The sequence below is a fragment of the Pedobacter sp. Leaf216 genome (genome assembly GCF_001421515.1).
GTDB lineage: Bacteria > Bacteroidota > Bacteroidia > Sphingobacteriales > Sphingobacteriaceae > Pedobacter.
The window spans coordinates 77996-91290 of record NZ_LMKM01000037.1 but is presented as its reverse complement, the minus strand read 5'-3'; the positions used below and the strand labels follow the sequence as shown (position 1 = coordinate 91290).

The following is a 13295-nucleotide window of genomic DNA, read 5'->3' as shown; positions in this document are numbered from 1 at the left end:
TGATAGCTTAAGTAAAAATGGTGAGTGCTTAAGTTTTATATGGTGATAATTTCCTTTTTTGTTGCCAAAGATTCAAAATAAGCCTCCCTATACTGTTTTGGGGTTTGGCCTGCAAAGTGTTTAAAAAACTTGGTGAAGTTGGATGGATCATAAGTTAATATCCGTGCAATTTCTGCAATGGGCATACTTACATTTTGCAACATCGATTTTGAAATTTCCATTAATCGCTCTTCGAAAAAGAAACATGGCGAATGGCCTGTAGCGGCTTTAATGGTGTTGCTTAGGTGAGTTGGATGTACATGGATTAAATCGGCAAAATCCCTTACCTCAAACATTTCAGTTGCACGGCCAGATACAATATCGTCGAGATGTTTATCTAATTCTTTTAAATAATCTGCCGCAATTTCATGTCGACGGGCAAAAAACTTCTGTGGAATATTCATATAAATGATTTTGATCGCTAAACAAATATACCATTCGGTAAAATGAATAAGAAATTACACACTGGGCATTTGCCTTTTGTGACTGAAGGATTACGGCTATTAATTTCCATTATAACAAAAGAGGATGCATTATAAAACTATTTCTCTTTAAATTATTATGTCATTTTGGGCTTGTCGAAACACTTTAAGGGTATTTAAATAGGCTTCGACAAGCTCATGATCACAAATCTTTAATGATAATGCTGCCCTTCATATTTAAGAAAATCAGCTCTTATTTTTTGCTATAGGGCATGTCAAAAGTACCGTCAGTAACAGTTACCGATGTATTGATTGTAGAATTTTCATTGGGTGCCTTAAATGAAAACGTTCCTTTAAGTTTTCCGCCAGTTTCACTCGTAATTACTAACGAGCCGCTTGTTGCCGTAAATGAACCTGTAGGACTTTGATCTTTCATATATGTTGCAGACCCATCCGTTGAAAAGTCGTAAGTGCCTACACCTTTATAACCTAAAACGCCAAGAATCATACGTTTATCACCATTTATGGTTACAATAGTAAGGAAGTTGCCAATAATGGGAGCATTGGTTGATGTTGCTTCTCCGGTAAATCCAATTGTGGTACCATCTACCTTTGCACTTAAATTATTAGTGCTATTGTTGGTTTCAGGGAGTTTAACAGGAACCAAACTGATATTAAACTGCCCTTCGGTAATGGTTTTAACTGTTAAAGTAGATACATTTTCACCTTTAAATTCAAAAGTGCCTTTAATGTATTTATCCGCTAAATAACTGGTTATTTTAATTGTTCCAGCACTACCTCCAATGTAAGCATCCTGAGCGAAGGATGTACCGGTAAGATAAGTAGCTAAATTGTAATCGGATAAACTGTAAGTGCCTACGCCTTTAAAATCGCTAATTATTAATGTAAATGCAGTAGAGCCTTTAAAACCCGAAATTTGTGCGCTTATTTTTCCGCCAGCATCATAAACCTGGGCCGTAGTTATGGTACATTGCAACAAAGTACCATCAACTTTTGCACTCATGGTTGATGTAACCCAATCTTGATGATAATCGATTTCTTTTTTGCAGGATGATGTAATTAATAGGCATACGAATGCCAATAGGGATAGTTTGAAAGGTAATTTCACGAGTGTTAATTTGTTATGGTTAATTGATAGGCTAAGATAAAGAAAACTGATGCAATTTTTGAACAAATCTTTCTCGTTGGTACCAATCGTTATAAACCAGTTCAATTTTATTTATTTCAAAGGTGTGGAAATCAATATTCCATGAGTTTTTATCAGACTAGCAACGCACTTTATTTTTTAGTTCTATTTGAAACGGATTACGTTCGGCTAAATCCATATGTGTGGCATAAAAAAAAGTCGCAGCTTAAAACCTGCGACCTCGTAAAATTTTCGTCATCTCTACTTAAACGCAGTGGAATGGAGAGATCTATCTTTAAATCTCTCGGCTTCGTTGCACTTCGCGCGAGATGACAGATTATGTTTTTTATGCCAACAAAGTTTTCCAGCTTACTGCCGAACCTATAATAATCCCTAAATCTGCGATGGCTACACGTTCTTGATCCATGCTATCGCGGTGACGGATGGTAACGGTATTATCTTCTAAACTTTGATGATCAACCGTGATACAGAAAGGAGTTCCTACCGCATCCTGACGGCGATATCGCTTACCAATTGCATCTTTTTCTTCGTAAATGCAGTTGAAATCAAACTTAAGCGCATCCATAATTTCGCGTGCTTTTTCAGGTAAGCCATCTTTTTTCGTTAAAGGAAAAACAGCTACTTTATAAGGTGCTAAAGCAGGGTGTAAACGTAATAATGTACGGCTATCCTGTTTATCATCGGTGCTTAAATCCTGTTCTTCAAAAGCATTGATCATGGTTAAGAGGAACATGCGGTCTAAACCGATTGAAGTTTCGATTACATAAGGAACGTAATTGCCATAAGGTTTACCTTCTTCATTTAAATCGTTATCGAAATACTGCATTTTTTTGCCCGAAAATTCCTGGTGTTGCGTTAAATCGAAATCAGTGCGGCTATGGATTCCTTCAACCTCTTTAAATCCGAATGGGAATTCGAATTCGATATCAGTTGCAGCATTGGCATAGTGCGCAAGTTTAACGTGATCGTGGTAACGGTATTTTTCAGGAGCAGTACCCAAAGCCTTGTGCCATTTTAAACGGGCATCTTTCCAGTATTCAAACCATTTTTTATCTTCACCTGGGCGAACAAAAAATTGCATTTCCATCTGCTCAAATTCGCGCATACGCATAATGAACTGACGTGCAATTACTTCATTTCTGAAAGCTTTACCAATTTGCGCTATACCGAAAGGAATTTTCATCCTGCCAGATTTTTGAACATTTAAAAAGTTAACAAAAATACCCTGCGCTGTTTCCGGACGAAGATAAACTTCATCACTTCCTTCTGCCATAGCACCAAATTGTGTGCTAAACATTAAGTTAAACTGCCGTACATCTGTCCAGTTTGAGGTTTTAGAAATCGGGCAGATTACTTTATAACCAACAATTAAATCTTTTAACTGTGCCAGGTTTTCTGATTTAAGTGCCAGGTTCATTTCCACCTCAAGTGCTAAACCTTTTTTAACAAATCTCCAGCTTGTTTCATCAACAAAAGGATATTTCTCATGGTCTAAAATGGTAGCCTCATCTTTAAAACTTGGAATCCATGCTGCCTGTCCTTCATCACTTAATCCTAATATTTCTTGCTGAAACTCCTCAAATTTAGCTTTGTTTTCTGCACTGAAACTGGCCAATTCTGAATATAGTTCATCAATTTTATTTTCTAATAACTGATCGGCACGGTAACGTTTTTTAGAGTCTTTATTGTCGATCATGGGATCGTTAAAACCATCAACGTGTCCGCTGGCTTTCCAAACTTTAGGATGCATAAAAATTGCAGAATCAATTCCTACAATGTTTTCGTGCATTTGCACCATGGCTTTCCACCAGTAAGTTTTAATGTTGTTTTTTAACTCGGCACCCAATTGGCCGTAATCGTAAACAGCGCTTAAGCCATCATATATTTCGCTGCTCTGAAATACAAAACCGTATTCTTTAGCGTGTGATATTACATTTTTAAATTGTTCGTCGTTATTCTTTTGAGCCATAATGCAGCAAAGATAATAAAAAGGTGCAGGGTTTAAAGGTAAAGGACTTAAGGTTTTTGATCAGTAGCAAAGTAACCTTAGGGTTTAAAGAAATGTTGTAGATCACGAGAAGACTTTTTCAGCCGACAGCCTCGCCTGGCTTTTCTTAGAAGCAATCTTACTTGTTTGCAAACCTTGTTGTAAAATGCTTACTCCAATAAAAATTAGGCTCCAAAAAGAATATTTCCCCACAAAAAAAACCGGTGCAACACAAGCTACACCGATTTATGAGGTTAATGATTAATGGTTTCTATTAAATGCTAATGTCCCTTTCCTCCTCAACATTTATTACGCCATCGATTTTTTTGATATCTGCAATTTTTTGTTCGCCGGGAACAATAACAATTACACCTATCGCATCCAGGGCTTCTATATCAGCAATGCCCGTTTTGCGCAGTTCTTTAGCCACTTGTTCCATTGCACCATGCTCTACAGATATTAACCACTTCGTTTTCATCGTATAATTTTTTCAATTGGACCAATTGGATCGAAAGGGAATTTTGGATGAATCAAAATCGGAGTTTTATCAATTGGGAATTTGATTAATCTTGTTTTTGTAGGTGCCTGTACCAATCCTGCACCAACATCTCTGCCAGGTAAAGGTAATGCTTTTGCGGTTGAAGTTAATTTACGCCAAAGGTTAATGCCCCTTAAGCCGGTAGCCTGTGCCCAGAGTGCTGCAATACCAGCAACATGTGGTGTAGCCATACTGGTACCGTTCCAGCTTGCATATTTAGTTGGTAGTTTTGTAGAAGAGTACACATTTACGCCCGGAGCAGCAATATCTACCGCACCATAAGTTGGGTATAGGCCTCCGTTAGAGAAACTTGCAACATTCATATTTACATCTACCGCACCCACAGCCATAATAGATGGGCAGTTTGCAGGGTGCATTACCTGTTTTACAATGCCTGGTCGGGCCGAATCATTTCCTGCTGCGGCAATAATTAAAGTTCCCTGGGCCAGTGCGCGTGCTGCGGCAGTTTCGAATACAGCCGAATAGCCAGTTCCGTTTACCAAACCTCTTAACGACATGCTCACCACATCACAACGGTTAGCAATTGCCCAGTTAATACCTGCAAGAATGCCCCCATCACCACCAGAACCACCATTGCTTAAAACTTTACCAATGTAAATGCTCGCCGCATAGGCTATTCCATATCTTTCTGTTGCTGATGGAGAACTTGCCGGACCGCAAGATGTACCAGTACAGTGGGTGCCATGGCCATGACCATCTTGTGTGCTTTCGCCACTGATGAAACTTTGATGAACAATTGGGCGGCCAGCAAAATCTGGATGGTTAAAATCGAAACCAGTATCCAATATTGCTAGTTTAATGCCTGCTCCATTATATGGATTGTACCTTAAAAAGGTGCTTGGTACAACATTGGTAGCTTTTAATCCCCAGGTGGCACCAACTGATTCTACTTCCGAATCCTGCTCTTCAAAATTAAAATTCTCTGTTTCTGTACCAACCAGCATATTGGTCATATGGTTTACCGCATCACGATAGCCTTCCACATAATTTTGGGTGCTTTCATCAAGCATACCGATGGCATAAACAACCCGTTCCTTTTCAACGATCATTTCGTTATCGCCTAAACTGCTGATGGAATTTTCTGCCTTGGGTTTTTCATTTACGATAGCAATGCCCAATTTATCCAACACAATACCATCAGTTTTATCAAGATCTTTGTCGGTAAAAAATTCGTTTTCAAATTCTAAAGAGCTTTTTAGGTTAAGCCCGCTGATGGTGTTGATCTGGCTGATCGAATCTGCTGTGTTCGAACCTTCTGGTAAAAGTACAAGGTATCTGCCGGTGTACTCTACTTTTTCTTCTTTTTTTAATGTTTTCGACATGGTTTTAAGGTTGTAAGTTTTGCCTACTCTATTCCGGATTTTCGGCTTCTTCCGGTTCGTGTTAAACACTTCCCAAAATTGTTAGAATAGTGGTAGAATAACCTTAGGTAAATCACTAGAAATCAGTAGTGATGGCAACAAAATAAAAAGCAGTAAAAACAGCAATAAAATATGGGGAAAACCCCATCAGTTATCCATAAAAGTTTTAGCACATTTGAGAATAAAAGTTAACTTTAATTAAAACTCAAAAATTATGGAAATGCAAAATTTACCGGTTTATGCCATTGTTTTTTTATGTGGTGCTTTAGTGCTATACCTGTTTCAAAAATTGATCAGCGCAATAGATAAAAGCGAAAGAAAATATCCCAACACCATGGATCCCAAAATTATCCATCACATGGTTGATAACTATCGAATTAACCACCTGGATGCCATTAATAAAACTTTGGGATTGGATGATGCACATTCGGTATCTTTTGATTTGAAAACACTCAAAAAATTTATTACAGATATTGAATACCAAACCAAAAAAAGAAATTCCAGTATTGGAATTGCTGCACTTGGCATCCGTTTTTATTACGCGGCTTACCCTAAAGAAGGTGAATGGGAAAATATGGCCAATGAAAAAGCAATAGGAAAGGATTATGCCCAGAAACATACGCTAATCATGATCCCTACTTTAAAAAAGAAAATTAACCAGGGAAGCAACCTTGATTACGACTTTAATCCTTTGGATGAAACAACATTTATAATAAAGGAACGCGAAAACGATCGCCCGGTAACCTTGATGGCGATGAGTTCTGATGCTGGCGATGCCCAATCGCGCCAGGTTATGGCACAAAATCACGGACAGCTTATTCCACCAGCAGAAGCTGCGGTTGAAATTTATTAAGTAATAAGAAATGAACAGCTTACAAAAACTTCTTAGCGATAGTTATCTTTGGGCAGAAGGAGTGGCTACAATCATCGCTTTCCTACATCTAAAAGGCTTAAAAGGGAAATATTGGCGCTTTTTTGTTTATTTTTTAGCTTTAGTTTTTGTCTGTGAGGCCTTTGGAAAATGGGGTGGTGTGTATATCAGCTTTTCTAAAACAAAATATTATAACTATTTCGTTATCCCTTTCCAGTTTATATTTTTTTACTGGCTTTATGCTTTTAAATCTTTAAACAATAAAAAGCTATTTTGGACTCTTTCCTTATTGTACTTACTTTCATTTATACCAAGCGAATTCTACTTTAAGGGAAGTAAAATAATCTTTTCGTTCAATTATACTTTTGGATCGTTTATTTTGATGGTTTTAGTGGTAATGGAATATTATAAGCAGATCACTTCTTCTGACATTATTAATTTTAATAAGAACAGAATGTTCTATGTTAATTTAGGAGTAACGTTGTTTTATATTGGAACGTTACCATTTTGGACATTTTATTACCTACTGGTAGAATATAAGCAGATCTGGAGTATCTATTTTTATTATTTCCTCATTTCAGGAATTGTTATGTATGCACTATTCTCAATTTCATTTATATGGGGAAAACAGAACTCTTAATTACAATTATCCTTTTCAATCTGTTTTTTGTGCTTTTTGTAGTGGCCATACTGGTGTATATCAAAAAATATAAAGAACGGAAAAGAGAGTTTCTGAATGAGATCCAAATCAGTAACGAAATACACCAAAAAGAACTTTTAACCACCCAATTGGAAATACAACAGGCTACTATGCAGCAGATTGGCCGAGAACTACACGATAATATCGGCCAAAAATTAACACTGGTAAGTTTGTACACCCAACAGCTTGTGCACGAAAATAAGGTGCCACAAGCAAGTAAAAGAATAGAACAGATTTATCAGATCATTAACTCATCGTTGCAAGATTTGAGGAGTTTGTCGAAAAATTTAACCGACGATAATATAAGTGAAAATGAAATTGTAACTTTAATACAGGAAGAAGTAAAAAACATCAATGCTTTAAGAAAATGCAAGGTAATTTTTGAACACAATGCGGATGGGATTTTCCTTGAATTTGTGAAAAAGAACGTCCTGCTGCGCATTACTCAGGAATTTCTTCAAAACAGTTTAAAGCATGCCAATTGCAACAAGATCAAGATCAAACTTTATTCGTCTGCCGAGATATTTTTAACCTTAAGCATTCAGGATGACGGGGAAGGTTTCGATTTTAGTAAATTAACTTCTGACGGAATTGGACTAAAAAACATGAAAAAAAGAGCCGAAATAATAGGAGGGAAGTTCAATTTGGAAAGTAAACCAGGTTTCGGCACCACACTTACTGTTATTTTAAACGGCCCTTCATGAAAAAAACTGTAGTTATTGTTGATGATCATATGCTGATAGCAAAGGCGCTACAAGGCATTATTGATAATTTTTCGGCTTTCGAGGTAATTTATGTCTGTGAAAATGGGAAAGAACTGATTCAAAACTTCGAAAACAAGAATAAAATCCCTGATATTGTACTTTTAGATATCAGTATGCCCATTATGGATGGATTTGAAACGGTTAGCTGGTTAACCGCACACTTTCCGGAAGTAAAAGTAATGGCGCTAAGCATGCAAGGGGAAGAAAAAAGCGTAATTAAGATGGTGAGCAATGGGGCCAAAGCTTATCTGTTAAAAAATGCTCATCCGATAGAGCTTGAAAATGCACTTACGAAATTAAATGCCAACGGTTTTTTCTATCCCGACTGGGCTTCAAAAATCATTTTTTCCAGCCTTAATAAAAGCAAGGATGTTGAAATTAAAATTTCAGACCGCGAGAAAGAATTTCTAAAGTATACCGTTACCGAGCTTAATTATAAAGAAATTGCTGATAAAATGTTCTGTAGTCCACGCACTGTAGAAAGTTACCGCGATCAGCTTTGCGAAAAACTCGAACTTAAAACACGTGTAGGATTGGCTGTTTTTGCCATCAAAAATGGATTTGCCTGAGGAATATTTTTTTAACTGAATAAAGGAGTTAACCTCGCAACATGCCAAAAATTAAGCGAAAAACCAATCTCAATACCTAATCGGTTATACCACCCCAAACAATTAACCAATTTGTTTACTTTTGATGCATGAAATTTCATCATTTACTATTTCTGGTTATGGTTGCGGTTTTTTTCTCTTGCAAGCCGAAACAAAAAAGTCATCAATATATTCACTTTAAGAACATCCAAGAATTATATCAGTTCTTAAAATGGTCGCCAGAAAACCGTTTTCCTTTAATTAGTGCACATCGCGGCGGACCAATGCCTGGTTTTCCTGAAAATTGTATCGAAACATTCGATAATGCCACTACTTATAATCCCGTTATAATCGAATTTGATATTGCTTACAGTAAAGATTCGGTAATGGTAATTATGCATGATGATAAACTCGATAGAACTTCAACAGGTAAAGGATCGATTGGCAATTATACGTATGAACAATTAAAAGCTTTTAATCTGATCGATAATAATGGCGAAGAAACTAAGTTTAAAATTCCAATTTTAGATAGTGTGCTAAGCTGGAGTAAAGGAAAAGCATTGTTAACCATCGATTTAAAGAAAGGTGTTTCATATGCCCGAGTGATCGAAAAAGTTAGGCAATATAAGGTTGAAAGCAATTCGATAATTATTACTTATACTGCAGATCAGGCGAAAGAAGTACACCAATTGGCTCCTGAAATGATGATTTCTGCATCAGTTCAAAAGAAAGCAGAATTAAAACGCTTAAATAACATGGGCATCCCAAATAATCGGATAGTGGCCTTTGTTGGTGTTTCTGCACCCGATAAAGAATTTTATAAATACCTTCATGATAAAGGCATTACCACTATTTTAGGTACTATGGGCAATATTGATAAAAGTGCAATGGCAAGCCCTGCAAAAAATGTTTATTACCATCTCATTAATAATGGTGCCGACATTTTATCGGGTGATAATTTACCACAGGCAGCAGAAGAATTGGATAAGTTTAGGTACAACAAAAAGTTAAGTTCATCGCATATTAATTAATATGTCCATTGTTGCGAAGCCCTAAGTAATCTTAAAGTGTTCACAATAGGTTACCGTTGTGGGTTTGCTTGGTGCCATGTAAGGATCATAATCCTAAACCATACTTTGCGAAAGCCTTTGTTTTATTTGCGGTTAAATATACAAATATGAGTATTTCAGTTAAAAATCTTTCTAAACATTACGATAAGCAAAAAGCAGTCGATTCAATAAGTTTTGAAGCCAGGCCAGGTCGCATTTTAGGTTTTTTAGGTCCAAATGGAGCTGGTAAATCCACTACCATGCGCATGCTTACCGGTTATTTAGAACCCACCTCTGGCGAAGCCGAAATTTCTGGTAAAAGTATCCTCTCAGAAGCCATCGAAGCGAAAAAACACATTGGTTACCTTCCAGAAAACACCCCGCTTTATGCGGATATGTATGTAAAGGAATTTCTAAACTTCGTAGGTCAAACCTATAAACTTTCCAATTTAACGATACGGATTGATGAGGTAATCAAAATGGTGGGTTTAACACCAGAACAACATAAAAAGATAGGCATGTTATCAAAAGGCTACCGCCAGCGGGTAGGGCTGGCGCAAGCCATTATCCATAATCCGGAAGTGCTTATTTTAGACGAACCCACTTCAGGCCTTGATCCTAACCAACTCGTTGATATCAGAAAGTTGATTAAAACATTAGGAACAGCTAAAACCGTTGTTATTTCTACGCACATTATGCAGGAGGTTGAAGCCATCTGCGACGATATTATCATCATTAATAAAGGTAAAATTGTGGCAAACGATTCGCTCGAAGGCCTTAAAGAAGCGCATCAGCAACAATCATTGGAAGATATCTTTAGAAAACTTACTGCTTAATACATGTTTAACCTAAAAACTATAGTTACCTCAATTGCAATTTTATTTTTCTTGCCCCTGGCATTAAAAGCCCAGAGCAATAGCACTATTGGGTTTGGCGCAGAAATCGGCCTGCCATCTGGTAATTTCTCAGGAATATCAGGCATCGGTGTTGGAGCATCAGTTAAAGCCGATTTTCCTATCGCAGAAAATTTTGCCTTAACGGTAAATGGCGGTTTTATGAATTTTTTTGGCAAAAGAAATCAAATTTTTAAAATACAGGATCTTACTTATTTACCTGTTAAAGCAGGACTGAAATATCAATTTGGCGAAAGCTTTTATGCTGAAGGCCAGGTAGGGGCTGCGCTACCCTTAAACAATGGTCAAAAAACTTTATTCGTGTGGTCGCCAGGCATTGGGAACCAGTTTAAATTATCTGGGGGCAATAAACTCGACTTTGGGATCAGGTACGAAGCGTGGACAGGTAAAAATGATGTTGTTGTCATCAATAAATCCAATACAAAAGGCTTTGTTGGCATCAGGTTTATTTATGTTTTTAATTTATAATTCTTAAATATTAATAATTGTTTTATTTCACATGTGGAATATTTTCCCCATTTCGTTGAAATAAATCCACAGTAATGAAAACCCGAATTTTCTTACTGCTTTAATCGCAAATATTATTTTATAGTTTTTTTCTGGCTTAAATGCATTGTAAAGGCTGTTTGTTGGCTATTTACTAAAGTTATAGTTCGTGATGGCACATCGCTTGCCTTACGCTTGCAATTAAACTTTAAATAATTATAATGAAAAAAACACTATTGTCTTTATTAATGGTTGCAGGATTAGGATTTGCAACTAAAGCTCAAACAATTGCAATTAAAGCTAATCCTCTCGCGCTTTTAGGGGGTACGGATTTAGTAAGTGGAGAATTTAAAATTGGTGCCAACAGTTCAGTGAGTGCTGGTTTAGGTGTAGCTGGCTATAAACTTTCTGATTCTAAATACTCCAGTATTGGTGGCGAAGCCCAATACCGTTATTATTTCCGCGAAAGCTTACATGGCTGGTATTTGGGTGCAAAAGTTGGATACCTTTCCGGAAAAGTAAAGATTGAAGATTTTAATGACGGTAAAGATTACAAAACCAATTATGGATCGTTGAATATTGGTGCAAAAGCAGGTTACCAATGGGCCTTTGATAGCGGTTTTGTGATCGATTTAAACCTTGGTGCTGCCTATTCTTCATTTAATTATGATGATAATGATGGTGCTTTTTCCACCTTAAAAGGTAGCGGTGTTTTACCAAATCTAGGTTTTGGTTTAGGCTTTTCTTTTTAACGCAAACTCACATTAAAAAATGCGCCCTGAATAGTTTCAGGGCGTTTTTTGTTTTTTATCGATGGTAACTTTCTTAAGTTTTTTAATTATTAGTGTAACTTTTTAATTTTTATGGTGTCTATTTGCTTAACTAAATAATAAGTTTAATTAACAAAAATCACATGAAAAAAGTATTACTTTCTTTATTAATTGTTGCAGGCTTTGGCTTTGCAGCATCAGCTCAAACAGAAGGAGCGGTTCAAAAATTAAGCATCGGTGCTGAGTTTGGTTTGCCAACCGAAAAAAATTCAAATGCTTTAATTGTAGGCGGTTCATTACAATATGAACATCCGGTTGCTAAATCTTTAAGTTTAACCGGTTCTGCTGGTTATTTATCTGTAATGGCTACTGGCGATGCTAAAGATTATCTAAAAGCTATAGGTGCTAAAACAAGTGTAGGTGTTGTTCCATTAAAAGCTGGTGCTAAATATTATTTTGGTGGCAACTTTTATGGTGCAGGCGAATTAGGTGCTGCAATTAGTACCGAAACCGGTGGTAGCACTTTATTTGCTGTTGCTCCAACATTAGGTGCATCATTTTCAGTTGCTGATAAATCTAGTTTGGATTTCGGTTTACGTTATGAAAACTGGTCAGGAAATGGCGGTTCTACAGGCTTTATTGGCTTACGTGCTGCTTTTGCATTTGGTTTATAATATTAATCCATAGTTTATTTTCAAAGCCTCCACTAAATTGGGGGTTTTGTTGTATATACTGATTAAAATAATTAATCATTTTTATTAACTATTAAATTAGTTTGTTTATCATTGTACCGTTTTCGCTTATAGGTGAAAACACGGAAACTAAAAACAATTCTTAAAAATCAGATGAAAACACTCGTATTATCTTTATTAACAGTTGCAGGCTTAAGCTTTGCAGCTTCAGCTCAAACTAACAAACCGGTAACTTTTGGGGTAAAAGCAGGGGTAGCTTTTCCAAATATGACCGTATCTTCAGGTAGCACCTCAATAAGTTTCGATACAAAAACATCTTTCTATGTAGGTGGAACAGCTGAGTTTGCCATATCGGATGTAGTTTCAATCCAGCCAGGTTTAAGTTTTATCGGCAAAGGAACAAAACTAAATAACGACAACTTTGCTTTCGGAACTGATGATTTTGACACTGATGAAAAAGTAACTTTGAACTTTAATTATCTGGAGTTGCCGGTAAACGTATTGGCCAATTTTAAATTGGGCAACTCTGGTAAGTTTTTTGTTGGTGCCGGACCTTATTTTGCCTACTTAATCAATGCAAATGTTAAATATGGTTCTCTTAAAGAAGACATCAAGTTTGGTGAGAATGAATCAGAATTTAAGCGTACCGATTTTGGGATTAACTTTTTGGCAGGTTATCAATTGAACAATGGTATCAATATCCATGCTGGCTACGGATTAGGATTAAGCAGTATTGCAGATACAGATCTATCGGACGAAATTACCTTTAAAAATAAAGTTTTCTCGGTGGGTTTAGGCTTTTCTTTTTAAAACTGAAAGAAAAGCTTTAATCTTCATGCAATTTTTTAAAATAAGGATTTCTGGTTGGTACTGGAAATCCTTAATTTTAAATAGATTTTTATAACCTGTATTTAATCAAAGTCCTT

General features: G+C 36.4%; 15 protein-coding genes. 10 read left to right on the top strand and 5 right to left on the bottom strand.

Annotated features, from left to right (window positions below; translation table 11 throughout):
• Window positions 1-35: 35 nt before the first annotated feature.
• The 5 genes from ASE74_RS23005 to ASE74_RS22985 form a co-directional block, all read right to left on the bottom strand.
• Window positions 36-443: an AraC family transcriptional regulator gene (locus ASE74_RS23005; protein ID WP_055914709.1), complete on the bottom strand. Its 408-nt coding sequence runs from the start codon at window positions 441-443 to the stop codon at window positions 36-38.
• 271 nt (window positions 444-714) lie between these two features.
• Entirely contained in the window at window positions 715-1590 is an 876-nt protein-coding gene (locus ASE74_RS23000) for a DUF6252 family protein (protein WP_235526202.1), read from the bottom strand.
• A gap of 364 nt (window positions 1591-1954) precedes the next feature.
• The gene (locus ASE74_RS22995; RefSeq protein WP_055914704.1) at window positions 1955-3598 is read right to left on the bottom strand and encodes a glycine--tRNA ligase; all 1644 of its coding nucleotides are present in this window, start codon (window positions 3596-3598) and stop codon (window positions 1955-1957) included.
• Window positions 3599-3890: 292 nt separating this feature from the next.
• On the bottom strand, window positions 3891-4094 hold the full coding sequence (locus ASE74_RS22990; protein ID WP_055914702.1) for a hypothetical protein: 204 nt from the start codon (window positions 4092-4094) through the stop codon (window positions 3891-3893).
• Window positions 4091-5497, bottom strand: a complete 1407-nt coding sequence (locus ASE74_RS22985) for a S8 family serine peptidase (RefSeq protein ID WP_082458911.1) — start codon at window positions 5495-5497, stop codon at window positions 4091-4093. The genes ASE74_RS22990 and ASE74_RS22985 overlap by 4 nt, the downstream gene beginning before the upstream one ends.
• 259 nt (window positions 5498-5756) lie before the next feature.
• Here ASE74_RS22985 and ASE74_RS22980 point away from each other — a divergent pair, with 259 nt between their 5' ends.
• The 10 genes from ASE74_RS22980 (at window position 5757) to ASE74_RS22935 (ending at window position 13179) form a co-directional block, all read left to right on the top strand.
• A complete protein-coding gene (locus tag ASE74_RS22980) occupies window positions 5757-6389 on the top strand; it encodes a hypothetical protein (protein WP_235526200.1) in 633 nt (210 codons plus the stop codon).
• A gap of 10 nt (window positions 6390-6399) precedes the next feature.
• Complete coding sequence (locus tag ASE74_RS22975) at window positions 6400-7047, top strand: hypothetical protein (RefSeq protein WP_055914697.1); 648 nt, start codon at window positions 6400-6402, stop codon at window positions 7045-7047.
• The gene (locus tag ASE74_RS22970) at window positions 7026-7811 is read left to right on the top strand and encodes a sensor histidine kinase (protein WP_055914694.1); all 786 of its coding nucleotides are present in this window, start codon (window positions 7026-7028) and stop codon (window positions 7809-7811) included. Before ASE74_RS22975 ends, ASE74_RS22970 begins: the two co-directional genes overlap by 22 nt.
• Entirely contained in the window at window positions 7808-8440 is a 633-nt protein-coding gene (locus tag ASE74_RS22965; protein WP_055914691.1) for a response regulator transcription factor, read from the top strand. The genes ASE74_RS22970 and ASE74_RS22965 overlap by 4 nt, the downstream gene beginning before the upstream one ends.
• 128 nt (window positions 8441-8568) lie before the next feature.
• Entirely contained in the window at window positions 8569-9489 is a 921-nt protein-coding gene (locus ASE74_RS22960) for a glycerophosphodiester phosphodiesterase family protein (protein ID WP_055914688.1), read from the top strand.
• A gap of 146 nt (window positions 9490-9635) precedes the next feature.
• Complete coding sequence (locus ASE74_RS22955) at window positions 9636-10343, top strand: ATP-binding cassette domain-containing protein (protein ID WP_055914684.1); 708 nt, start codon at window positions 9636-9638, stop codon at window positions 10341-10343.
• Window positions 10344-10346: 3 nt separating this feature from the next.
• On the top strand, window positions 10347-10889 hold the full coding sequence (locus tag ASE74_RS22950; protein WP_055914681.1) for a hypothetical protein: 543 nt from the start codon (window positions 10347-10349) through the stop codon (window positions 10887-10889).
• Between the two features lie 239 nt (window positions 10890-11128).
• Window positions 11129-11659, top strand: a complete 531-nt coding sequence (locus ASE74_RS22945; protein ID WP_055914679.1) for a DUF3575 domain-containing protein — start codon at window positions 11129-11131, stop codon at window positions 11657-11659.
• A 161-nt stretch (window positions 11660-11820) separates the two neighbouring features.
• Window positions 11821-12351 (top strand): hypothetical protein, encoded by a 531-nt coding sequence (locus ASE74_RS22940; protein WP_055914676.1) that lies wholly within the window; start codon window positions 11821-11823, stop codon window positions 12349-12351.
• A gap of 171 nt (window positions 12352-12522) precedes the next feature.
• Window positions 12523-13179 (top strand): porin family protein, encoded by a 657-nt coding sequence (locus tag ASE74_RS22935; protein WP_157255511.1) that lies wholly within the window; start codon window positions 12523-12525, stop codon window positions 13177-13179.
• Window positions 13180-13295: the final 116 nt, after the last annotated feature.